At 37.5% G+C, this 22,210-nt stretch carries 23 protein-coding genes and 4 pseudogenes; 14 read left to right on the top strand and 13 right to left on the bottom strand.

Annotation, left to right across the window (positions count from 1 at the left end):
• Window positions 1-503: septation ring formation regulator EzrA (locus tag WYK_RS18695; RefSeq protein ID WP_040375970.1), on the bottom strand; the 503-nt coding region annotated here is incomplete at its 3' end.
• Window positions 504-670: 167 nt separating this feature from the next.
• On the opposite strand from WYK_RS18695, the gene hisJ reads away from it, so the two are divergent.
• Window positions 671-1,483 (top strand): histidinol-phosphatase HisJ, encoded by an 813-nt coding sequence (gene hisJ, locus WYK_RS18690; protein WP_040375969.1) that lies wholly within the window; start codon window positions 671-673, stop codon window positions 1,481-1,483.
• Here hisJ and refZ read toward each other — a convergent pair.
• Complete coding sequence (gene refZ / locus WYK_RS18685) at window positions 1,480-2,118, bottom strand: forespore capture DNA-binding protein RefZ (RefSeq protein ID WP_040375968.1); 639 nt, start codon at window positions 2,116-2,118, stop codon at window positions 1,480-1,482. The two genes, hisJ and refZ, sit on opposite strands and share 4 nt — an antisense overlap.
• Before the next feature lie 153 nt (window positions 2,119-2,271).
• Between refZ and WYK_RS18680 the strand changes: the two genes are divergently transcribed.
• Window positions 2,272-2,751 carry a GAF domain-containing protein gene (locus tag WYK_RS18680; RefSeq protein ID WP_040375967.1) on the top strand — a complete coding sequence of 160 codons (480 nt, stop codon included), beginning with the start codon at window positions 2,272-2,274 and terminating at the stop codon, window positions 2,749-2,751.
• A gap of 43 nt (window positions 2,752-2,794) precedes the next feature.
• Here WYK_RS18680 and WYK_RS18675 read toward each other — a convergent pair whose 3' ends face one another.
• Complete coding sequence (locus tag WYK_RS18675; RefSeq protein ID WP_040375966.1) at window positions 2,795-4,678, bottom strand: sensor domain-containing diguanylate cyclase; 1,884 nt, start codon at window positions 4,676-4,678, stop codon at window positions 2,795-2,797.
• Window positions 4,679-5,208: 530 nt separating this feature from the next.
• On the opposite strand from WYK_RS18675, the gene rpsD reads away from it, so the two are divergent.
• The 3 genes from rpsD (at window position 5,209) to WYK_RS18665 (ending at window position 7,390) form a co-directional block, all read left to right on the top strand.
• The gene (rpsD, locus tag WYK_RS18670) at window positions 5,209-5,811 is read left to right on the top strand and encodes a 30S ribosomal protein S4 (protein ID WP_040375965.1); all 603 of its coding nucleotides are present in this window, start codon (window positions 5,209-5,211) and stop codon (window positions 5,809-5,811) included.
• A gap of 359 nt (window positions 5,812-6,170) precedes the next feature.
• Complete coding sequence (locus WYK_RS25025) at window positions 6,171-6,317, top strand: type II toxin-antitoxin system CcdA family antitoxin (RefSeq protein ID WP_161629158.1); 147 nt, start codon at window positions 6,171-6,173, stop codon at window positions 6,315-6,317.
• A gap of 275 nt (window positions 6,318-6,592) precedes the next feature.
• Complete coding sequence (locus WYK_RS18665) at window positions 6,593-7,390, top strand: hypothetical protein (protein WP_040375964.1); 798 nt, start codon at window positions 6,593-6,595, stop codon at window positions 7,388-7,390.
• A 108-nt stretch (window positions 7,391-7,498) separates the two neighbouring features.
• On the opposite strand, the gene WYK_RS18660 is transcribed toward WYK_RS18665, so the two are convergent.
• Complete coding sequence (locus tag WYK_RS18660) at window positions 7,499-7,786, bottom strand: hypothetical protein (protein ID WP_051387689.1); 288 nt, start codon at window positions 7,784-7,786, stop codon at window positions 7,499-7,501.
• 23 nt (window positions 7,787-7,809) lie between these two features.
• Window positions 7,810-8,757 carry a hypothetical protein gene (locus WYK_RS18655; protein WP_169732071.1) on the bottom strand — a complete coding sequence of 316 codons (948 nt, stop codon included), beginning with the start codon at window positions 8,755-8,757 and terminating at the stop codon, window positions 7,810-7,812.
• On the opposite strand from WYK_RS18655, the pseudogene WYK_RS18650 reads away from it, so the two are divergent.
• Window positions 8,701-9,102 (top strand): annotated as a pseudogene (locus WYK_RS18650) (HAD-IC family P-type ATPase); the annotation flags it as partial. The gene WYK_RS18655 and the pseudogene WYK_RS18650 overlap by 57 nt on opposite strands.
• A 116-nt stretch (window positions 9,103-9,218) precedes the next feature.
• Here WYK_RS18650 and WYK_RS23450 read toward each other — a convergent pair.
• Window positions 9,219-10,490 carry an N-acetylmuramoyl-L-alanine amidase gene (locus WYK_RS23450; RefSeq protein ID WP_051387686.1) on the bottom strand — a complete coding sequence of 424 codons (1,272 nt, stop codon included), beginning with the start codon at window positions 10,488-10,490 and terminating at the stop codon, window positions 9,219-9,221.
• A gap of 226 nt (window positions 10,491-10,716) precedes the next feature.
• Here WYK_RS23450 and WYK_RS18640 point away from each other — a divergent pair, with 226 nt between their 5' ends.
• Entirely contained in the window at window positions 10,717-11,262 is a 546-nt protein-coding gene (locus tag WYK_RS18640; RefSeq protein ID WP_040375961.1) for a PCYCGC motif-containing (lipo)protein, read from the top strand.
• Between the two features lie 363 nt (window positions 11,263-11,625).
• Window positions 11,626-12,546, top strand: coding sequence for a cation diffusion facilitator family transporter (locus WYK_RS18635; protein WP_040375960.1), 921 nt, complete (start codon window positions 11,626-11,628; stop codon window positions 12,544-12,546).
• On the opposite strand, the gene WYK_RS18630 is transcribed toward WYK_RS18635, so the two are convergent.
• Complete coding sequence (locus WYK_RS18630; protein ID WP_407951439.1) at window positions 12,543-12,878, bottom strand: ArsR/SmtB family transcription factor; 336 nt, start codon at window positions 12,876-12,878, stop codon at window positions 12,543-12,545. The two genes, WYK_RS18635 and WYK_RS18630, sit on opposite strands and share 4 nt — an antisense overlap.
• Before the next feature lie 336 nt (window positions 12,879-13,214).
• On the opposite strand from WYK_RS18630, the gene WYK_RS18625 reads away from it, so the two are divergent.
• The 4 genes and pseudogenes from WYK_RS18625 to WYK_RS18610 form a co-directional block, all read left to right on the top strand.
• The gene (locus WYK_RS18625; protein WP_051387684.1) at window positions 13,215-13,517 is read left to right on the top strand and encodes a class I SAM-dependent methyltransferase; all 303 of its coding nucleotides are present in this window, start codon (window positions 13,215-13,217) and stop codon (window positions 13,515-13,517) included.
• A gap of 9 nt (window positions 13,518-13,526) precedes the next feature.
• Window positions 13,527-14,069 carry a copper resistance CopC family protein gene (locus WYK_RS18620; RefSeq protein WP_040375959.1) on the top strand — a complete coding sequence of 181 codons (543 nt, stop codon included), beginning with the start codon at window positions 13,527-13,529 and terminating at the stop codon, window positions 14,067-14,069.
• The gene (locus tag WYK_RS18615) at window positions 14,066-15,076 is read left to right on the top strand and encodes a copper resistance D family protein (protein WP_235782561.1); all 1,011 of its coding nucleotides are present in this window, start codon (window positions 14,066-14,068) and stop codon (window positions 15,074-15,076) included. The genes WYK_RS18620 and WYK_RS18615 overlap by 4 nt, the downstream gene beginning before the upstream one ends.
• 87 nt (window positions 15,077-15,163) lie before the next feature.
• A pseudogene (locus WYK_RS18610) lies at window positions 15,164-15,419 on the top strand (helix-turn-helix domain-containing protein); the annotation flags it as partial.
• Window positions 15,420-15,507: 88 nt separating this feature from the next.
• Here the strand turns inward: WYK_RS18610 and WYK_RS24190 are convergent.
• The 6 genes from WYK_RS24190 to WYK_RS18590 form a co-directional block, all read right to left on the bottom strand.
• On the bottom strand, window positions 15,508-15,855 hold the full coding sequence (locus tag WYK_RS24190; RefSeq protein WP_081704963.1) for an FtsK/SpoIIIE domain-containing protein: 348 nt from the start codon (window positions 15,853-15,855) through the stop codon (window positions 15,508-15,510).
• Between the two features lie 209 nt (window positions 15,856-16,064).
• Window positions 16,065-16,226 carry a hypothetical protein gene (locus WYK_RS25020; protein WP_161629157.1) on the bottom strand — a complete coding sequence of 54 codons (162 nt, stop codon included), beginning with the start codon at window positions 16,224-16,226 and terminating at the stop codon, window positions 16,065-16,067.
• 109 nt (window positions 16,227-16,335) lie between these two features.
• Complete coding sequence (locus tag WYK_RS18605; protein WP_040375958.1) at window positions 16,336-17,304, bottom strand: zinc-binding alcohol dehydrogenase family protein; 969 nt, start codon at window positions 17,302-17,304, stop codon at window positions 16,336-16,338.
• Window positions 17,305-17,326: 22 nt separating this feature from the next.
• A complete protein-coding gene (opuFB, locus tag WYK_RS18600; RefSeq protein WP_040375957.1) occupies window positions 17,327-18,862 on the bottom strand; it encodes an osmoprotectant update ABC transporter permease/substrate-binding subunit OpuFB in 1,536 nt (511 codons plus the stop codon).
• Window positions 18,855-19,811, bottom strand: a complete 957-nt coding sequence (opuFA, locus tag WYK_RS18595) for an osmoprotectant update ABC transporter ATP-binding subunit OpuFA (protein ID WP_040375956.1) — start codon at window positions 19,809-19,811, stop codon at window positions 18,855-18,857. Before opuFA ends, opuFB begins: the two co-directional genes overlap by 8 nt.
• A gap of 91 nt (window positions 19,812-19,902) precedes the next feature.
• The gene (locus WYK_RS18590; RefSeq protein WP_328286297.1) at window positions 19,903-20,268 is read right to left on the bottom strand and encodes a MarR family winged helix-turn-helix transcriptional regulator; all 366 of its coding nucleotides are present in this window, start codon (window positions 20,266-20,268) and stop codon (window positions 19,903-19,905) included.
• Window positions 20,269-20,457: 189 nt separating this feature from the next.
• Between WYK_RS18590 and WYK_RS24185 the strand changes: the two are divergent.
• Window positions 20,458-20,769 (top strand): annotated as a pseudogene (locus WYK_RS24185) (winged helix-turn-helix transcriptional regulator).
• Window positions 20,770-20,979: 210 nt separating this feature from the next.
• Window positions 20,980-21,680 (top strand): annotated as a pseudogene (locus tag WYK_RS18585) (site-specific integrase); the annotation flags it as partial.
• Window positions 21,681-22,210: the final 530 nt, after the last annotated feature.

Genomic DNA, 22,210 nt, shown 5'->3' with positions numbered 1-22,210 from the left:
AATCGGTCCGCAGCATTTCCATATGTATGGCGGTGAGCAAGCAGCGATTTCTTTAGATGACGATATTTTTCCTTAATTTCCTCAATTTCAACACGGTTCTTTTCTTCACTGCCAACAAGGTCATCTAATTCTGCGAGAATCTTTTGAATGGTCGCTTCAATTTCATTTAATTTAACGGAGACCTTCTGCTGCACTTCCTTGGAACGTCTTAAACGAAACTTGTCTACATATTCTTCGGCGTCAAAAAATAGTTCTTCTACATCAGGCATATGAACCGTGATTATCGCATCCCATTCACTACGCCATCTCTCGAACATAACCTCTGTTTCTCCGGTCATATTCAACTGTTTTACCTTTGAAAGCTCTTCGAGTACTGGACTGGCCATAATCTCATTTTTCCGTGCTTCCAACCTGTCAATTTCTTTAAAATGCTTCTTCTTAGTAAGGTAACTCCATATCACTAAAGCTAAAATAAGTATAATCACACCAAGTATGTATTCCATTATATGCCCCCTGTTCTAAAGCCTCCGACGTACTATCTACTTTTATATAAAAGTTAAAATGTCTAATTCAATGCTTTTATGATACCATGTTAGCAATAATTTTTGACCAGAAAAATGAATATTTCGCATAAAACTGTATACAAAAATTGTATTTAGGGGGAATTTCCTTGAAAAGTGACAACCATTTACACTCACCTTTTTGCCCACACGGATCAAGTGATCAATTTGAAGCGTACATTCTAAAAGCTCTTGATTTAGGATTAAATCAAATTACGTTTACTGAACATGCCCCTTTGCCGTCCGGATTCATTGATCCAACACCTGATCAAGACAGTGGAATGAATCCGGCATTCCTTACTTCTTATTTTCAGGAACTCCAAGCAATTAAGAGGTGCTATTCACAAAAGATTGATATTAAAATTGGTTTAGAGGTAGATTTCATAGAAGGTTATGAACAGGAGATAAAACATTTTCTAGATGAAAATGGAAAATATCTAGATGACAGCATATTGTCTGTCCATTTTATCAAGCATGAAAATCAGTGGTATTGTATTGATTTCAGTGCAGAGATATTTGGCCAGATTGCTAAAACTCTAGGATCCGTTGAAAATGTCTACCGCCTATACTACGATACGCTTGAGATGTCGATTGCCGCCGACCTTGGCAAATATAAGCCAGAACGAATCGGACATATAACGCTGGCACAAAAATTTCAAAAACAGTATCCAGTCTCAGAAAACTTCGATCAGCAAATCTATCTAATACTTGAACAAATAAAACAAAAAGGCTATTCACTTGATTATAATGCAGCCGGCCTTTCGAAACCGCTGTGTCTGGAACCCTACCCTCCAGAACGATTTGCCAAACGTGCATCAGCATTGGGTATTCCATTGGTTTTTGGGTCAGACGCCCATGTGGCAAAAGACGTAGGCCGTGGTTTTGAAAGCCTTCTTCAAGTGAAAGAATCTATGGATGCTTAGGACAGTGCCAGTTTCCTTACTGGTTCATTATTAAACAGCGTCCCATGTAAAAAATGAATTGTATCTTCAATGTATTTTTCAATATAATAACTTTCTTGCGGGAAAATGTGCAGAACTTCTCTTGAATAACGAGCATGTATAATGGGTGCTGAAAGCTGGCCTTTTAATTGAAGCATTGAAATAGGAAACGATACGTGACGAAATAATTTTTCCTTAAAGCCCTTTTCATAAACTACTTGAAAATAATAGTTCTCTTTCATATAGTAAGTTGAAAGAATCTCGCGGTTAAGATTCGAATCCAGAGCTGTTTCTCCATATATAAAACTAGATGCTAAGAAGTTTTTTGCTTGAAAATGCAGAATATCTCTTACTAAATCCATTAAACACTCTTGGGGTCCTTTGTCGTCAAGAACTTGAACATTGCGATCCAGCACGTCTATATAATCCTCAAAGTAGGAAGTAAGACAAAACTCTAGCAATCCATTCTTATTTTTGAAATAATAAGCGATATTCGCCGGATTTATTTGGGCTTTTTGTCCAATATCACGTAGTGAAGTAGCATGAAAACCTTTTAGATGAAATAAATAAAGTGCTGCATCAAGTATGGCCTGTTTAGTTTTAGTCTGACGATTCATCTGCGATCCCCCGCTTCCTAAAGAATTGTCTCTCTTTAGGTGTTATTCTTTGACAGAAGCGGGATTCCTGTAATTAGTTCTCGACAACTTATACAGTCCTTGAAAAATTTAGGAAGATAGCTGTAAAAATTCAAAGAAGCAGGGTGAATGTTTATGTTTACTGTCGAAACTTATAAAGGAAATAATGAAAAAGATTACGAAATGGTTATTAAGCAATTACTTGCTCTCATTGAAGATGAGTCAGACCAAATTGCTAATTTAAGCAACGCTTCTGCACTTCTTAATCAGTTCCTTGCTGATATCAATTGGGTTGGTTTTTATCTCGCCAAAGAAGGAGAACTCGTACTTGGACCCTTCCAAGGCCTTCCAGCCTGTGTACGAATTCCATTTGGAAAAGGTGTTTGTGGAACCTCAGCATCAGAAAGAAAACTGATGCGTGTAGAAGATGTGCATGAATTCCCTGGACATATTGCCTGTGATGCTGCTTCTCGTTCAGAAATTGTTATCCCATTGATTAAAGATGATAACCTAATTGGTGTTCTTGATATTGACAGCCCTTCTGTCGGAAGATTCACCGAACTAGATGAAACCATGCTTGTGAAATTTTCAGAAGCCTTAATCAACTATCTATAGACCACTGCTGTTCAAAACCCGGGTGCTCGTATCCGGGTTTTTATTAATTCTTAAATGTATAAAAGCTTTGATCATTCACAAGAACTTTATTTTTACCGGTATTCTTCGCTTGATAAAGAGCTTCATCAGCTCGTTTAAATAAATCTTTGGCGTTATCAATTGCCTCATTAGACCAATAAGAAACCCCGCAGGATATCGTTATTCTTGGGGATGAAAGGTCTCTGACCCTTTCAAGCAGTCTTTGTGCGATTGTCACTCCTACCGATAAAGAAACCTTTGGAAGATAGATAGCTAATTCTTCTCCGCCCCACCGTGCACCGACATCGGAATCTCGGATATTTGCCTGTATTAACTTGCCGAGTTGAACTAGAATATCATCACCAATTTGATGTCCATATGTGTCATTTACTTTTTTGAAATCATCAATATCAATTAAGATAAAGGTTCCTTGGTTGTCTGTTTCCATTGATTGATAGATTTTCTCATCCAAATAATTCCGAGAATGCAGTCGAGTTAAATGATCTGTAATAACCATCTTTTCTAATTCTTCACGAAGCATGGAATTGGCCAAGGCCAAGCTCGAATGATGAATGAGTGATTGAAGCAGCTTAAACATCTCAAAGGAAAAATAATATGGCTCGCGATGTAAAACCACTGCAAACCCTTTTAATACATTACTCTCCATAATCGGCACTGCCATCAATGAATGGAATTCCCATTTTTTATCGGATAATTGCAGACTCAGGTCTCCTATAAATAAAGACTCTTTATCAGTATTAATCTTTTCTTTTAGATATTGTAAATAACATTCTGAAGCATCTGTATGGAAAAAATCCGAACTTCCAGTAATTAACCCTGTTTCCCCATCAGGCAGCAAAAGGATGAGTCCTGTTTCATCAGCATGAAACGATTTGATAATTTGCTGCTTCAAAAATTCCATTGTCTCACTTAATCTTAAATTAGAATTCAGCTTATGCGATGTTTCATTAATTAACTGTAAATCTGCAATCAACCGTTTTGACTGTTGGTACAATTGAGCATTTTCGAGAGCACTTCCTGCAGTAGCTGCCAGCAGATTAATAAATTCAATTTCATTGTTTGGAAAGGTTACTGTATCCGGAGCTATAACCTGCAGCACTCCATATACTCCCTGCTTCCCTTTCAATGGTGCGTATAAGACAGTCTCTCTATCCTCTATCTGTTCTTGTTGGATGGTACCTGTCACATAGGCCTTCATCGCTGCTACGTTTTCGCTGTCATAACCTAGATCCTTTATCGGCAGATTTCCATGATTATCATTGTCATGAGAAATGAGTAAATAATATGAAAAGTTTGGATACACTCTATGCAGAGTTTCGATGATTTTCTCTAGTACAGCATCCATACTCATCGAAGAATGAAAATGTTCTGTAACTCTGAACAATTCTTTATACCGTCTTTTTTCATTAATCATTTCCAAAAGATTATGAGCGGTTTCTATGACTTCAACACACTCTTTAACAAGTACTTCACCATCATGTCCTAAATTAGTTAGAATCCCAGGTACCTTTTCTTTTAAGCATAATATCCGATTCAGTCTGTTTTCTTTCCGAAGTGGAATCAAAATGTCAAAGCGATCAAGCCCTGACAGCGTCTTTTGATGAGTAAAAAAGCAGCCATTTTCCGGTTTTTCTTGAATAATTGCAGACTCAAGCTTCACCTTAATAACCTCATTTTTAAGGGCTAAGGTTGTTGCTTCCATATAAAAATGCTGTTTTTCTTCATTATATTTGTATAGTGAGGCTTCATCGATTGCTAGAATACTTTTCATTTTCAGCAATAATTCTTTAATAAAATCTTCATATAGAATTTGACCTTTTGTAAGATCCATATGATTAAAAAAGACTGTTTTCAAGTGGTACAAAACTTGACTCGTTTCATATTTCATCTCTATCATCCCTATTATACTTATACGATTAAATTGCAAAATTCTCACTATTTACTAGGTGCTAAATACAAGTAATAAGACTAAAGACAGTTTAGAACTGCCATTCACTCTAAAAACAATTTAACTCTACCCTTACATTATATACTGTAATTACCAAAATTTCCGCATTATTTTGCTTGTTTTCGCTAAAATTTGTAAATTAATTCATGGTTTATCGGTACATTTTCACAGTCGATCTTTTTACGAAGGAACTATTATAGGTATTTTCAACTAACGTTTAACACCTAATTCCACTACTCCAACTTTTATCCTTGACTCAAACGCAAAAAAATTATATACTAGTCTTTGTGTAAAATATTGCAGCCTATGTGAATGCATTTATGCTCTCATTTTATTCCTCTTGCAAGAGGTGTATCACGTAACTCTCTGCTGCTAGGGCGAAGATACATGAAAATAAAATGGTCTTAACTGATTATCACAAACGGTTTTTATTTTACCAAAATAAAAACATTTTTAGGAGGATTCACTATATGTCTCGTTATACTGGACCAAGCTGGAAATTATCCCGTCGTCTTGGAATCTCACTTACAGGTACTGGTAAAGAATTAGAAAAACGCCCTTACGCTCCTGGTCAGCACGGTGCTAACCAACGTAAAAAGGTTTCTGAATACGGAATGCAATTACAAGAAAAACAAAAACTTCGTCACATGTACGGAGTTACAGAACGTCAATTCCGTTCTTTATTTGATAAAGCAGGAAAATTACAAGGTAAACACGGTGAAAACTTCATGGTTCTTCTTGAATCACGTCTTGATAACGTTGTTTATCGTTTAGGCTTAGCGCGTACTCGCCGTCAAGCTCGTCAGCTTGTAAACCACGGTCACATCACTGTGAACGGAAGCCGCGTTGATATTCCTTCATTCAAAGTATTGGTTGGTCAAACAATCGCTGTTCGTGAAAAATCACGTAACTTTGAAATCATCAAAGAGGCTGTTGAGTCTACAAACTTCATTCCTGACTACCTAACATTTGATGCAGAAAAATTAGAAGGTACTTTCACTCGTTTACCAGAACGTTCTGAATTACCTGCTGAAATTAACGAACCACTTATCGTTGAGTACTACTCTCGTTAATATTTGCATTAAGCATTTTAATGCAAATAAAACCCTTGAAATGTTGTTAAATCAACGTTTCAGGGGTTTTTTCGTTTTTATTTACTTTGCAAAATAAAGCAAGATAATGAACTAATTTGGGGCCAAAAAAGTAATAGCATGGGTGAAGGAATGGAAAGAAAAATACTGCTTGCAGCTATTCCGCCATTTTAGGTAAGAAAGTGTTCATTTCTAGTTGGCGGTTACAAACTCGTCCACTCAGCAATTTATATCGCATTAACATTAGATAATATGGTATATTTTAACATATAAAGGTTTCGTCATAGAAGAGATTAATTAAAGCTGTTAAAAGCTAAATTCTAGAAAAGGGGGTAGGATCTTTGGGGAGGAAACGGTTGGAGGAAGCTGAAAAAAAGATAGCAATCAATATCTCAGTTAAAAAGAAATACATTGATACACTCAAAGAACAGGATGTAAATGTAAGTCAGCTCTTTGAAAAATTTATTACAGAACGACTTAAAGGTTAAGACTCATTTTCATACATATCCCAAGGGGCGGGCTGAAAGATAATAGGCGTATGGTATGCCATAGAGATTTACCGAAAACAAGGAATCTGCATTTATTCTTAACACTCTTTGCTCGAATGGACGGATGGAGGTCATTAAAGACACTATGCAAAAGACGTGCCAGTGCCCTGTACACAACAGGAATTACACATACGGAACTTTAGCAATGACCATTGGGAAGATGTCCTTTATGTTTTGCTATATGAAACCTAACTTAATTGCAACAGAGGTGAAACATGTACACACGAACCAAACTCAGCGCAGGTATTGTCTTGTTGCTCGTAACAGGGTTGCTCAGTGGCTGTTTTAATCCGCAATCACTGACCGACCCCGTCAATCAGTATTTAGCCAACACGTATGGCATCAAAAAGAAGAATGTCATCCTCACTGCCGATAATAATTGGTTAGAATTAGGGCATCACGTGGCGGAAGTGGAGATTTATCACCCGTACCACACCGCCGCGACCTTCGAGGTGGACCGCGAAACCCATGCGGTCAGGGAAGTCGATGATGTGTTTACGCAGGAATTTAAAGGAGCCTATGTCGAACAAAAACCTGACGTGGTCGCCTTCATCGATACCCTAATTGCGAAGTATCGCTTGGAAACGAGCGGGTATTATGACTCACCCATCGACGACATCATTCCGTACTATTTAGATTTTTCGTTTGAGCAACAACAAGAAGAAACACTCAAAAAGGAGTTTTTACAATCCTTATCGTTACCGATGGATACCCTTCTTCCTACCTTGATTGCTTCCACGCCACGACATAACACCAATCACGTGGGTGTGACCAATTTCGTCTTTTTGTACGACCTCAATCAAGATGAAGTTCCCCCTCCGCGGGTCATGGATTTGTATCTAGATTTTCAAACCAGCGGTGTGTTAACGGAAGGAATTTATGGCCTAATGATCCAAATGGGGCGGAAGACGGAAGACGGGATGGGGACGGCTCCCGACCTCGATGAACCGCTTTTGTTCACCGTGGACGCTTCAGGTAACTTTACAGTTCTCCCTGTTGAAAAGGAGTTTTAGATTATGTCGCCTGAAAGCGGGAGTTGAGAGTCCACAGAAAGAGACATAAAAAAACGGTCTACGAAAAACGGGGCACCTTTTCGGTGCTCCGTTTTTCGTTCGTTGGTGTCACGCTTCATTTCTTCTTACATCGGTTTGGTGTTCCGTTAGATTATATTCATTTGGTCCTTCAGTAGAATCCATTAACTTCGACTCACCGTAGGGAGAGTCTAAAGTTTCTCCTTCATTAGTTGATTCACTTTCACCTATAAGTGGCTGACTCTCTGCTTTTTCCCCTTTGTCCATATATCGATAGATACTTGAGAAGGTAAATCCTACTAATAGAAAGAGTGTCAGAAGAAAAAGAAAAAGTTTCATACGATCAGCTTTACTATTATGAAAATCCCAACCAAACATACTAACCCCTCCTCATCCTCTAATTACTCCCTCTCTCTATCCGTGCTGTTCGAACTTTCTCGGTCAATGGTGGTATTGACTTGATCACGATTGACTTGATTACTCGTATTCTCTCGCATAGTGTGTTCACTACGATTGGTCACATTTCTCGTTAAACTCTCCCTTTCGGTATTATTTTCTTGTATAGTACGATTGATTTTTGTTGTTTTATGACTAGTTTCTTTTACATTATTTAGGGTCTGTTCAGTCGTTTCATTACTAATCGTTCGACGGTTAACTCGATCATTTATATTTCTCCGATTTTCATTCACATTCAATCGTTCACGATTAATGATATCTTGTGATACTTCTCGATCTGTTGAAAGTTCAACTGTCCGTCGCTCTGTAGGCTGCTTTCTTTGTTCATCATTTAACTGCTCATCGCTAGACCTATTCTTCGGTCTAGCATGCCTTGCGTTCATTCTATTTTCAAAATATGCCCTAGTTTCTTCTCTTTCTCTGTCAGAAGAAGCTGCAACTTCACTAGAATAATCTTGTAACAAGGGGCGTTCTGCTAACGGAGCATTAGAAATTCCCCCTGTTTCTCTACGGCGACGTACATCATCCAGTTGAACGAGGCTATCTTGATTAGCTGTTGGACCCTCTGCCTTTCGATTCATCAACGGTCTTTCATCTGTACTTGCTTTTTCAACCGCATTCTTCCCATAATTTTTCCTGTAGTTTTGGAACGTTTCTTGATCCATCGTACCGATATGAAGCTCATACTCTTCCGGGTGTGCAGCTAAAAACGTTGATTTTTGTTTATCTAATTGGTCTCGAGGTAGCTGCTTTCGATCTGATAAATCTCTTGGCTTGCCACTACGTCCAGCTGGACGAATGGCCAAAGGTTGATTTCGAATTTTCCCCTGTCTGGTGCTAGCTTGCTTCCAGAAGATAAATTGAATTTCATTAAAGAACTTCGTGGAAAACACCAGAGCGTTGCCATGGTGGGCGATGGTGTGAATGATGCACCAGCGCTTGCAGCATCTTCAGTTGGATTCGCGATGGGTGGCGCTGGAACGGATACAGCATTAGAAACCGCAGATTTTGCTTTAATGTCGGATGATCTAAGTAAATTGCCATATACCATCAAATTAAGCCGTAAGGCTTTAACAATTATCAAGCAAAACATTACCTTCTCTTTAGCGATTAAATTAGTGGCATTGGTGTTAGTTATGCCTGGGTGGTTAACCCTATGGATAGCGATATTTGCGGATATGGGAGCAACATTACTTGTAACACTAAACAGTTTAAGGTTATTGAAAGTTAAAGCGTAATAATTACTTTCAATAAATTAGCAAAACGTGAAAGAGCAGTCATAGCGGCATTCTTTTCTTGTTTTCAGATGGAGGAAACTAAAAGCAAAGAGATTAAAAACAACCGCTGATAGATATCAGCGGTTGTTTTTGAAGTATTCATTTATTCCAGTAAAGATACCTTGGGACACTTGGGATTGGAATGTAGCTGACGAGATTCTTTTTTCCTCTGATGGATTAGACAAAAAGCCTAATTCCAGTAGGGTCGCAGCTTGATCATTTTCTCGAATTACATGGAAATTACCGTAACGAACACCCAAATCCTTCATGTTGGTTGACCCAATCATACCTTCTTGAATGGATTTAGCTAATTGTAAATCTTTAGAAGACTTGTAGTAAAAAGACATGATTCCACTGCTCGTAGATCCTGCCGCATTATAATGAATGCTAATAAAAGCATGTGCATTGTATTTTTCACTAATTGCTACGCGTTGCTCAAGGGTTAGGTAAGTATCACTTTCTCTTGTTAATATAACCTTAGCCCCAGCTTGAGATAGTAAAGTGGATACTGCTTCCGTTGTTTTTAATGATAAACTTTTTTCAAAGTTTTCCTTTCCACTTGTTCCTGGGTCTTGTCCCCCGTGACCTGCATCAAGAACAATTACTTTTCCTTTTACGAAGGAATTTAGAGGAGTGGAAACAGGAACTGTTACCTTGTTTTTACTTAAGTAAGTGAGGGATGCCCATCCAGTACCATTAGATGATTTTATTTTTCCCCATGTACCGTTTTTTTCTAATAATTGGACAGTTGTGTTTTTAGTTATTGTAAACAATACCTTGCCTGAAAGCGTCGGCGCAGATCGTACGTTTAATGAGCTTGCGATATTATAATAGGTTCCTAAACTGTTATTTGGAACAGGTGTTGTTTTAACTGGCTCAGCTTTTTTTGAAACGTATTTGGAAGAAACCCATCCCCTTAGTTTTTTACTAGGTACATAAACTTTAAGCCAACTTCCTTGTATTCCTTCAACCGTCAAAGAAGTTCCCTTAGCTAAATAGGCAAGACTAGTGCTCTTTGTACTAGTAGTTTTTCGCAAATTTAACGATGTGCCATTTACATAACCTGTCCATGTATTAGGTTTAAGATACTGAGAGTATACCCATCCGTAACCTTTACCATATGTAATTTTTGACCAGTTGTTCTTTTGTTCCAAAACACTGACAATTTGATCTCGTTTAAGTTTGCCAATGGTCGAATACTGGGTACCAGGTTTTGATCGAACATTTATGGTATCAGTGTTTACTTTAAATGTGGCAGCGGCTGCTTGCGTTTGTGATACTAAACTCGACATTTCAAAGCACAAGACTAAGGCAAACACGATGCTTAGTCTTAATAAACTCTTATTCATTAATACACCATCCTATGAGTAATTACCTAAAACAGGAGTGCGTTTAGGATTGTACATTTTCTTTATCGGAAGTATTTTCTTATTGTTAATAGGCTAATTGCAGTGAGAGATACAAAATTTTCAAATAAATATTCTGACAATATATTGAACGATTCCTCGTAGAGCTTGTTATATTTATTAATGGAGTTTACACTTTATATTATCTTGGTAGTGGAAAGGATTTAAAATGAAAGTTAAACATTCTTATATTATTGTTGTATGTCTATTACTTGTACTAGTAACAGCTTGCTCAAGTAATGGCGCTGTATCAGAAAATACGAATAAAGAAGAAAAACATGTAGAACATGGTGATGATAAAAATGAACAGCAAGAAGGTCAAGCTGATCATGTTCATAACGATATTCGAGAAGAGACTAGTAGCATAGATGTCTTGCCGAACTTCATGAGCGATAAACCCAAGGATATGAAACTAATTTATACCGCGGCTGCAAAAAACAAAGAGTTGCTTGAGAATATTCCATGTTACTGCGGATGCGGGGAATCGTCCAACCATAAAAATAATTATGATTGCTTTATTTTTGAAAATAGAGAGAATGGAGCTTTGGTTTGGGACGATCATGGAACAAAATGCGGGGTATGCCTAGAGATTGCTGCCCAATCAATAAATGATTACAGTAAAGGCAAATCAATCAAAGAAATTCGTGATGAAATTGATAAGAAATACGAAAATGGATATGCAACTCCAACTCCAACTCCAACTCCAGAAGTATAAGAGGGATTGCGGTTTCTAAAATAATACTTCTTTAATCAAAAATGAGGGAACCTATGTTTGTTTCCCTACGATGATAGCTGCTTACTTTAGGTAGCTATTTTTTTTGGATTACTTTTTTGCATCCCGGCTTCTTTCAAAAACAACTCTTAAAGGGATTCCAACTCAAAATATATTAGAATTACCTCATTCTGCAGATTAAAGTTTTTTTATACAGTAATTCGTGCATCTTTACAAAATCAAATTCAATTTAATACCTATCATTTCTTATAAAAAAGGGTATAGATAAAGAGTGTTGCACTTTTTTTAATCAATACTACATAATATATATGAGCATATATTCATATATTAAATAGGAGTGATAACATGGGGAATCATCACGGGCATTCACACAGCCACGGTCATAGCCATAGCTCAGGAAATAAAAAAGCGTTATTATGGGCGTTTCTTTTAATTGCAACTTTTATGGTTATTGAAGTAATTGGTGGGTTGGTAACAAATAGTTTGGCGTTGTTATCGGATGCGGGTCATATGCTGAGTGATGCCGCTGCCTTGGGTCTAAGTTTTTTTGCCATAAAGTTGGGTGAAAGAAAAGCAAGTAGGGCAAAAACATTTGGTTATAGACGTTTCGAAATTATTGCAGCTGCATTAAACGGGATAACACTGATTCTAATATCACTGTACATTTTTTACGAAGCGTACCACCGGTTCATGAATCCACCAGAAGTGCAAAGTATGGGGATGTTACTCATTTCGTCACTTGGGCTTCTTGTAAATATTCTTGCCGCTTGGATTTTAATGAAAGGCGACAAGGATGAAAACTTAAATGTAAGAAGCGCATTTATACATGTGTTAGGAGACATGCTTGGGTCAGTAGGTGCAATTGTTGCAGCACTACTCATTATGTTTTTTGGGTGGGGAATCGCGGATCCAATCGCCAGCGTTATTGTTTCAATCCTTATTATCATTAGTGGGTGGAGAGTGACTAAGGAATCATTTCATGTATTGATGGAAGGAACGCCTTCACAGATAGATGTAAATCAGGTAAAAGAAACTCTTCAAAAGATTCCATTTGTTACCGACGTACATGACCTGCATATTTGGTCCATTACTTCCGAAATGCCGATGTTGAGCTGTCACATGGCGATAACAGAAGAAGGAAAGCATGACGAGATACTTCGCCAAGCGCAATCCATTCTTCACGATGATTTTGGGATAGAGCATAGTACAATTCAGGCTGAACAGGCAGATAACGGATGCCCAAGCCCACACGGGACATGTAATTAATGATGATTGGCATGTTCTATGGTTTGTCTTAAGATACCCATGACATGCTCATCGTCATGGGTGTAATAAAGAGAGGTTCCTTCACGTCTGAATTTTACCAAACGTAAATTTTTAAGGAAACGTAGCTGGTGTGAAACCGTGGATTGCAGTAAGGAAAGCTTATCAGCAATTTCATTCACTGAATACTCCCCATAAAATAATAAATTAAGGATACGCACTCTAGTTGGATCCGCTAAAGCTTTAAATGTCTGGGAGACAATAAATAGTGTTTCTTCGTCCAAATCCTCTAAAGGAGTTGGCTCATTTTTCATGTTATCCTTGTTGTCCTCCATAACAGTCAGCCTCCTAAATGTAATTTAAATAAAATGTAAGTATTGAAAAACATGGGATTAAATAATCCTATGTTTTTTTGTGACGAAGAATTAATTCTAGCATTTCTATGATTGTACCAAATATATTCATTAGGGTATATATGATGGTAATGTAAGTAGGTTGACCCTCTTTTGTGTCCATGACTAATCTTTTAGTATAGGTGAAGCCCCGGTCATTTATCCACATCGTCACATACTAATCGTAAAATTTTTAGGTAAAATGAGTCGCCCCAAACCAGTGTAATGACCATGCTATAAATTAATCAAATATTCTAATGATTATTTGACCATTTTACAATGAATCTCATCAACTTAATTCTTACGGTTGTACCTGATCCTGAAAAAACAATAAAGGAGATGGGAAGAGTATTAAAGAAAAGTGGCACATTTTTGGTGTTTGATAAATTTGTTTCAAAAAATAAAAAGATGAGGGCGGGGCAGAGAATATTACGCCCAATAATAAAAGTAATTGGAACAGATATAGGAATTGACTTTTATGATGTTTACAAAATTGTCGAAAACACTTTCGAAATTGTAGAGGATAGGAATGTTATGATGAATCGGTTGTATAGAAAAATAACAGCCAACAAGAAAGGATAGATCATAAAAATGAAAAAGCTACTCTTTATGTTGATATGTATGTTCATATCGGTCCCTACCATAGCAAATGCACATACTGAACTTTCTTCATCCAACCCTAAAGAAGGGCAAATTGTTACCGAGGAACTTAATGAAATTATTCTAAATTTTGCAGGTTCTATTGAGGATTTAAGCACCATGAAGGTAACGAAAGATGGTAAAGAGGTTTCACTTTCTCAAGTTCAGGTACAAGACAAGGAAATGGTTGGAACACTTTCTGCTCCACTTGAAAATGGTTCTTATATCATTGACTGGACTATATCGGGGGAGGATGGACATCCCATTTCTGGCAAGGTTTCATTCACTGTACAAATGGAACACATACACGAAGAAAAAGAAAAAGCACAACCAAAAGCAGAAGAAAACAAACAACAGAATGAACAGCAGGATAAAGGAGAGGTGCAAAAGGAAGATCAAACCTCATCCAATACAATAACAACAATCATCACTGTACTTCTTTTGGTTATTTTGGGCTTGGGTGTAGGTTTGCTGTTCAGGAAAATGCGTAAATGATAAATATACTTATTCCTTTTTCTGAATTTGGAAACTATATTTTGTTCTCAATTCTTGCGGGGCATGTTGCGCTACAATTTGTACCCGAAGAAAATAAGCCAAAGATTAGTATACCAAAACCTATTTTGCTTCTTTCAACTCTTGGTATTATTTTCTTTACATTAGGACCCATCGTGCAAGTTATCTTCTTTTTTAAGGAAGGTGTTGGGTTACAACAAGCAATCTTGTCCGCATTTACTGAATTTCAGGTAGGAAAAGCCTGGACTTTCATAGGTTTTATGGCGACGTTATTATGGATGACCATCTATGTACAAGGGTCGAAATATTTACAGGCATTTTTGTTATTCCTTATGTTCCTTGGAGTAGGTTATGCTAGCCATAGTGCATCGTTGTCTTTTTGGTCGGGTTTGTTCTCTCACACGACACATTTTTTAATTGTCTCATTATGGACAGGCATACTTATCCATGTTTCTTGGTTCGCAAGGAATCAGTCCAATTGGTTAAAGTTTTTACGCTGGTTTACACCATTTGCTCTTGTCTGCATAGTCATAGTTTTAATAAGTGGGTTTATTATAATGTTTTCTTTTGTGGAACCAAACAATTATATGAAGTCTTGGGTTTTGCCTTACGGGCAGATGCTGCTTCTCAAACATATTAGTATCATACCTGTTGTCGCTTTTGCATTTGTTAACGGGTTTCTTGTAAAAAAAACAATGAAACTTTCGTCTTTCAATCCACGTCCTTGGCTAATTGGTGAAAGTATTTTACTGATGATTGTTTTCTATTTTACAGGTGTTTTGGGAACGCTAATGCCTCCTCATGAAATTGATCTAACAGTAAGTTCCGAAGGAGCCTCTCCTTGGGTAGAATGGTTATTAAATAAAGATGTTATTGCTCCGTTGCACATACAGTTCATTCCATCTTTTCAAACCATATTGTTAATAATAATTTCCTTCGTATTTTTGACAATGATTATTTTTAGTTTTAAAAAACAAAACCCTATTTAGGACTGGTATTCGCAGTAAATTTTATAGTTGCCTTGTACGCGGGATTGATGTTATCAATTTCGGTTTAGATGGTGTAGCACGCCTACAACAATTGGAACGAGTATTGCTACAGGCCAATTGATGTTTCATCTATTTGCGGCATTTGCGGAATTTAATTGAGGAACGTTCGGCTGCAGGACGAGCTGCAGCTAAATCATGTGGGCGCCTTGGTGGACGTCCTGAAAAACCGAAAGATATTGAAATGATGAAGTCACTAATTGAAAATGGTACACCAATTAAAGACGTCGCTGAAAAATGGGGCGTATCTCGAACAACGATTTATCGTTATTTAGAAAAACAATAAAAATGAAGAAACCCAGCTAATCTTCTTTTATGAAGGTAGCTGGGTTTTAAAGTTGCATGTGCAAAATAGCACTTAAAATAAGTGCAAATTATCTCCTAAAGTGACAGTCAGGGTCTACCGTTGTAATGAGCGACGTGAGAATGGAGCGCAACTGGGTTGACTTTCCCGATCCCGTTTCCCCAGCTATCAATAAGTGAGGATGATCCACCATGTCATAAACCATGTTCAGCCCATTCATATCCACTCCGCATACAATCGGCAGTTTCGCCAAGTCCGCCTGTTCTTTGAAGCGTTCGACCGTATAACGGATGAGAGTAGGAATAGGAGCAGTAAAGACCGTAAGAATGAATGTCTTGGCGTCTCCCTTTACCTCGATTCGTTCCCCAAATACCTGTTTGAAGCAGTATTCCTTTTTCTTGATTTCCTTTGGATCCATTCCGGTGGGAAGGATAAAAACATACGTGAGCGTTTTTTTCTTATAGTCAAAAGATACATTTTGAATTTTTGGATAGACAAGTCCGGAATTGGACTGACCGTATGAATAGGATTCTTATTTCACCATTTCGAAAAGCCTTCATCAGTTCCGACTTGGCACGGTGCTTTGCTAACCACGTTTTCATCTACTCACCTACCAGAACAAGAATTTTAAATCATGGACCAGATACCAGATGGCTGTAAATCTTTTCCCGCTATATGTGTTATACCCGCAGCAGCGGATAAACCTGCTCCACCGCCTAATAGAACATATTCGGCATCTTCCAATGTCTTTTTTGCTCTTTCTATGCTCGCCTGAAATGTCTGATGCATGGTATAAACCCTCCTTTTACTTCACAATACTAGTTATCTAAAAACCGCCCTTCCTTACTTTATGGATAGGTCGGTTTCGATTCCTGTACTTAACTCAAACACAGTATTATCAAGAATTAACAACAACAATTTTTCCGTTAGCCACATTGCTTTCCATCAAGAGATGTGCCTTATCGATTTCATCGAGTGGGAAAACTTTTGCAATTGGAACGTTAATTTTATGTTGTTCAATATGGTCGAACAGTTCTATAAGCAATTTCTCTTTAAAATTTGCTCCACTGTCAAACTGTGTAAAATACGTACCAGAAGGAATATCCATCATAGGCTCAAAGTTTTCCAACAACCACTCTCCGCCTAAAATACCGGTCATGCATAAGATTCCGTGTTCAGAAAGTAATTTCAGCGAATGTTTCAATGTGGTTGTACCCACCAATTCTAGTACCTTATTTACGCCATTTGGAAAAAAGGAGAAAAGTTGTTCTGAAAAACTTTCATCATCAAGTAACACAAAATCAGCACCATATTCCTTTAAAAATTCCATTTTGTTTGTGTTGCGTGTAGTGGAAATCACAGTAGCACCGACACTTTTAGCAAGTTGCAATGCTGCTAGTCCAACAGAGCTGCTTCCTCCACGGATCAGCAGAGTTTCTCCCTTTTTAAGCTGAAGCGCATCAAAAAGGGAGGCATAGGCTGTGTAATACATTTCAGGGATGGCTGCTAATTCCACCCAGTCCATATCATTGTCAATCGGATAAGCCTGTGAGGTTGGAATAAGCGCATATTCCGCATAACTCCCATCAAACTCACGCCCAAGTCCACCCATCAGGGATACGACCCGTTGACCTTTTTGAAAAGAACTATCTGATGGATCTTCAATTTCTCCTACGCATTCGATTCCAATGATTCGGGGGAGTTTTACTGATGGTGAATCCCCTTGTCTCGTAAAAATCTCTGACCGGTTGATTCCAAACGCTTTAACTTTTATCAGTATCCACCCCGGTTTCACTGTTGGAATGGGTACTTCTTGTACAACTAATTCATCTGCTCTACAGGGTTTTTCCAATACAACTGCTTTCATTTTCGAATTTCTCCCTTATGAATTATTTATTTTCTTTCAGAAGACCTGACTTCATTAAGAAGTCTCTTGCGACCGATTCTGCGCTTTTTCCTTCAACGCTAACTTCATAGTTCATTCTCCGCATTTCATCATCTGTGATCTTACCGGCAAGTTTATTTAATGCTGGTACGATTTCCGGGTATTGATTAATCGTTTCCCCTCTTAATAATGGTGAAGCTTGGTATGGCGGGAAGAAATTTTTGTCATCTTCTAGGACAACCAGATGATTTTTTTCAATTTCACCTTCTGTTGAATAAACTACAACAAGATTTAGCTTACCTGTATTTATGGCTTGAAACCTAACGGATGGGTCTATCGTTGCAATGGAATCAAAATGCAAACCATATTCTTTTGACAAGCCTGGATACCCATCTATTCTGTCGGCAAACTCAGGGTCAAATCCAGCTTTTACATATTGCTGAACCTTCACGAGGTCAGAAATCTTTTTCAACTGATATTTTTCTGCAAAATCTTTCGGTACGGCTAATGCATAGGTATTGTTGTATTCCATTGGGTCTAGCAAAACCATATTGAATTCCCTAGCCATCCCTTCTTTTGCTTGTTTGAATACATCTTCTCTGATTGTACTTACTAAGTCTTCTTTCAATAAATCAGAAATGACAGTTCCTGAAAATTCAGGGTAAATATCAATTTCCTCCGATTTTAATGCATTGAAAACAAATGATGTAGGACCTAAACCTAGCTTTAACTCTACTTTTAAGTCTATATTTTCTTCTAAAAGCAATTTATACATATAGTCTAGAATTTCCGGCTCTGTACCGAACTTACCAGATATAATAATCGACTTTTGCTCTTTGTGAAAAAGCGCCGGACCAACAATCGAACCAATGATTAGGATGGTAATCAATGCAAAGGCACCAGAGGCAACTATCATTTTTTTGAAAGAAATTCCTTCAAGTTTTCGAAGCAAAAGATCAAATATAATAGCTAAAAGTGCTGATGGCACAGCTCCCAAGATTAAAAGAGAATAATCATTCCGGTCAATCCCTAGCAAAATGATATCGCCTAATCCACCTGCTCCAATCAGTGCTGCAATTGTTGCAGTACCGATAATGAGAATAGTAGCGGTTCGAACACCAGCCATGATGACAGGCATTGCTATTGGAAGCTCGACTTTAAGCAGTCTTTTTCTCCCGTTCATTCCCATTGCACTCGCAGCTTCCAATAAAGACGGGTCTATTTCTTTTATACCTGTGTAGGTATTGCGTAACAAAGGAAGCAGTGCATAAGCGACCAACGCAATAATAGCAGGGACGGTCCCTATTCCAAAAAGCGGGATCAAAAGACCTAACAAAGCTAAAGAAGGAATGGTTTGCAGCACTCCAGTAATGCCAATGATATATTCCGCAATTCTTTGTTTTCGTGTTAAATAAATACCTAGTGGTATCGCAATAATCAATGAGAAAAAAAGAGCGATTAACGATAATTCTATATGCTGCAAAAGAGCGTTCAAAAGCTGAGATTTCCTATCTGACAAGACACTTATCAAATTACTCATGAATTTGCCCCCCCTCTCTCAAATATCGTGACATTACCTTCATTGCATTTTGTCGGCTGATATTCCCGATTGCTTTTCCATTTTCTTCTACTGTAATTTGTTCAAACGATGCTAGGTGTTCTAATACCTCATCTACTGGAGTTGATAAGGAAATGGTTTTAGTATCAGGTAAAAATCCTTCTCCTACTGGAACAGGTGTAATAAGTTCATTCAAATTAATCGATAATTTTCGGCTGCCAACAAATTCACGCACAAAATCATTCACAGGATTAGTTAAGAATTCATGTGGAGTTCCAACCTGAACAATTTCACCATCTTTCATCAGACAAATACGGTCCCCAAGCTTTAAAGCTTCTTGCATATCATGTGTGACAAAAACTATTGTCTTTTTAAGTTTTCGTTGAATTTCAAGCATATCAGCCTGGAATTTTTCCCGGCTAAATGGATCAAGTGCACTAAACGGTTCGTCCATCAAGATGATTTCTGGGTCGGCTGCTAAAGCTCTTATTACACCTACTCGTTGCTGTTGTCCGCCTGAAAGTTCACTAGGTTTTCGATTTCGATATTCTTTTGGATCAAGACCTACCATTTTAAGCAATTCATCCACACGAGCAGCAACTTTTTCTTTGCTCCAATTTTTTAATTCTGGTACAACTGCAATGTTTTCAGCAATTGTCATATGTGGGAAAAGCGCAATTTGTTGAAGAACATATCCAATATTCCAACGAAGTTCATTGATATCATAGTCGCTAATTTTCTTCCCATTAATCCAAACCCAACCTTTTGATAAATCAATGAGGCGATTGATCATTTTTAATGTAGTTGTTTTTCCAGAGCCACTGGGACCGATTAAAATAAAAAATTCACCTTTCTTTATCTCTAAATCTAAAGACTTTACGGCAAAGGTCCCATTAGGATATTTTTTTGATACTTGTTCAAATCGAATCATGTTACCTCTCCTCTTTTAGCATTTGTTTACTTTATTATTCCCTTATAAAAATACCGATTACATAGATGTCTATATATTAAGTCAAAAAAATTTAAAATCTTTTTAGGATTTTTTCTAACAAATGTTCCAACTGTTCTTTTTCGGTGTTCGTTAAACCGCCATAAATGACCGTGTTTATTTTTTCTGAGATCTCACGAAATATTGGTTCAAGCTGGGTTCCCTTTTCCGTAAGATTGATTAAAGTTATTCTGCTGTCCTCCTTACTCTTTTTTCTCTCTACAAACCCTAGTTTCTGTAGCTTATCAATTAATACTGTTACTGTCGGTTGAGTGCGATGGATTTTTTCAGCCAGTTCCTTCACGGGTAAGCCATTTTTTTTGTAAAGGCACACTAAAATATCCCCGTGGGAAGGGGCAATCCCCTCTACCCCGTGTTTGTTAAGCTCCGACAAAATCAAATTGTTTACTCCGTCTCTAATCTTTCCAACCATTGATGCTGTGTCATATTTTATCATGTTTTTCATTATACATAGATGTCTATATATTTTCAAGTAAATAAATGAGTCAATAAAAAATGTTCTATTGACTCATTTATTTATTATGGATTCGCTGTTTTTACCCATTCCGCAACTGTAACTGTACGCTTCTTGAATGTCTTCAATCATTTTCATATTATTGATAACGGGACACTACGCTTTAGTGAACTGCAACGCTTTATTCCAGATATAACGAAAAAAATGCTGACTACTCAACTAAGAGAATTGGCATATCACGATATAATAAACCGTAAGATATACGCATAAGTTCCTCCAAAAGTTGAATATTCAATAACCAAATATGGAAAAGGATTAATCCCACTATTGATGTCAATGCATGAATGGGTCTTAAGACACACAAACCATTTAGATGTGCTTTACGGAGAAAACCATAGGGAGCAAGGTAAACAAAAAGAGAGCTAATCTGCCCCGTTAGTGGAAGAGAAGGCAAAAGGACCGTCTTGTTAATATAATTCAACTTATCGGTATGAACAAAATATCCTTAAGGTAAAAAGACTCTTTTAAGACAGCTCACAACCTAATAGAGAACAACTACCTCCTATATAGTCTTCAAAACTTGTATAAATAATAACTACACTCTGAACCGTTAGGGTAGATATTTTTTTCAAACAAAGGCTAGGGATTCGCGATGAAAAGACAGAACTTATTTCAACAGGAACCAGTAAAAATGAAAATTTTTTAGAAGCGCATGAGTTGAACACGTTATTATCAACTGCAAAAGAGCATGAGAATATCACTAATTACACTGTTTTTTTACTCTTGGCTTATACCGGATTGCGTCGTGGAGAAGCATGTGGTCTTCATTGGAACAATATTGACTTCTCTAATAGAACACTTACAGTGGAACGGACTAGAGACAATAAAGGCGTACGATCACCTAAAACTAAAAACAGTTACCGTACCATCCTAATGACGATATCTTAATCCAACAGTTGAAAACATATAAGAAATGGTATAAGGAAACAAGACTAAAATTTGGACACCATTTCAATAATAACGACTTCATATTCATCTCTTATCAAACAGGCAATCCAATCACAGATAACAGTATCGTTTATTCACTAAGACGTATAATAAAAAAAGCTAATTTAAAGCCTATTACACCACATGGATTAAGGCATACGCACGCTACACTTCTCCTTAGCCAAGGTAAACGTGGGGCAAGTTTAAAGGTCGTCGCGGAACGGCTAGGAAATACACCACAAATGATTCTTGACATATACGGTCATACATTTTTAGATTTAGAAGAAGAATCCGTTCAGTTATTCTCTGAAAGTCTAATTGGGGCCAAAACTGGGGCCAATTTTGAATAATACTATTTCAAACGTTGATATATCAAGGGTTGAGAGAATCGTTGAATTCTACTCTCGTTAATAGGTTTGACCCCATCCTCGGATGGGGTTTTTTTCTTACTCATAAACTGAATCAATGTGCGTTCAGACTGTAGACAAACTCGAGGGAAATCGAGCTTGTCTACAGTCTTCTTTTTTAATTGGCAAGTGTTTATGGAATTTGTGAAACAAACAAATTAAGCCAGAGAAACTTCGTATTCTATTCTTAGGATAATAAAAAATGAATTTGTTTGCTCAGGTTTCAATTTAGACATCGGATTAAAATCCAAATTAAATTTAGAAAACCGGTTGATTGGATTGGAAGGCGTGAAGACTCCTGCGGGAACAGCGGGACAGGTGAGACCCCGCAGGAGCGTAAGCTTTGATGCGGCTCACCGCCCGCCCGCGGAAAGCGAGCGCCTGGAAAGGCAATCAACAGCCCCATTTTAAAAACTTCTTTTTTCTACAAACAACACGCGCACTGATTATCAATCAGTGCGCGTTGTTTTCAT

It is taken from the genome of Peribacillus psychrosaccharolyticus ATCC 23296, from assembly GCF_000305495.1.
GTDB classification, from domain to species: Bacteria; Bacillota; Bacilli; order Bacillales; family DSM-1321; genus Peribacillus; species Peribacillus psychrosaccharolyticus.
The sequence above is the reverse complement of the archived record's forward strand: the minus strand, read 5'-3'. Positions and strand labels throughout refer to the sequence as shown.

Bases quoted from the DNA above. Each gene is read 5' to 3' on its own strand.
- refZ (WP_040375968.1), bottom strand. From the start codon at position 2,118: ATGAATCGTCAGACTAAAACTAAACAGGCCATACTTGATGCAGCACTT.
- WYK_RS18680 (WP_040375967.1), top strand. From the start codon at position 2,272: ATGTTTACTGTCGAAACTTATAAAGGAAATAATGAAAAAGATTACGAA.
- WYK_RS18675 (WP_040375966.1), bottom strand. From the start codon at position 4,678: ATGAAATATGAAACGAGTCAAGTTTTGTACCACTTGAAAACAGTCTTT.
- rpsD (WP_040375965.1), top strand. From the start codon at position 5,209: ATGTCTCGTTATACTGGACCAAGCTGGAAATTATCCCGTCGTCTTGGA.
- WYK_RS18665 (WP_040375964.1), top strand. From the start codon at position 6,593: ATGTACACACGAACCAAACTCAGCGCAGGTATTGTCTTGTTGCTCGTA.
- WYK_RS18660 (WP_051387689.1), bottom strand. From the start codon at position 7,786: ATGTTTGGTTGGGATTTTCATAATAGTAAAGCTGATCGTATGAAACTT.
- WYK_RS23450 (WP_051387686.1), bottom strand. From the start codon at position 10,490: ATGAATAAGAGTTTATTAAGACTAAGCATCGTGTTTGCCTTAGTCTTG.
- WYK_RS18640 (WP_040375961.1), top strand. From the start codon at position 10,717: ATGAAAGTTAAACATTCTTATATTATTGTTGTATGTCTATTACTTGTA.
- WYK_RS18635 (WP_040375960.1), top strand. From the start codon at position 11,626: ATGGGGAATCATCACGGGCATTCACACAGCCACGGTCATAGCCATAGC.
- WYK_RS18630 (WP_407951439.1), bottom strand. From the start codon at position 12,878: ATGGAGGACAACAAGGATAACATGAAAAATGAGCCAACTCCTTTAGAG.
- WYK_RS18625 (WP_051387684.1), top strand. From the start codon at position 13,215: ATGAATCTCATCAACTTAATTCTTACGGTTGTACCTGATCCTGAAAAA.
- WYK_RS18620 (WP_040375959.1), top strand. From the start codon at position 13,527: ATGAAAAAGCTACTCTTTATGTTGATATGTATGTTCATATCGGTCCCT.
- WYK_RS18615 (WP_235782561.1), top strand. From the start codon at position 14,066: ATGATAAATATACTTATTCCTTTTTCTGAATTTGGAAACTATATTTTG.
- WYK_RS24190 (WP_081704963.1), bottom strand. From the start codon at position 15,855: ATGGATCCAAAGGAAATCAAGAAAAAGGAATACTGCTTCAAACAGGTA.
- WYK_RS25020 (WP_161629157.1), bottom strand. From the start codon at position 16,226: ATGCATCAGACATTTCAGGCGAGCATAGAAAGAGCAAAAAAGACATTG.
- WYK_RS18605 (WP_040375958.1), bottom strand. From the start codon at position 17,304: ATGAAAGCAGTTGTATTGGAAAAACCCTGTAGAGCAGATGAATTAGTT.
- opuFB (WP_040375957.1), bottom strand. From the start codon at position 18,862: ATGAGTAATTTGATAAGTGTCTTGTCAGATAGGAAATCTCAGCTTTTG.
- opuFA (WP_040375956.1), bottom strand. From the start codon at position 19,811: ATGATTCGATTTGAACAAGTATCAAAAAAATATCCTAATGGGACCTTT.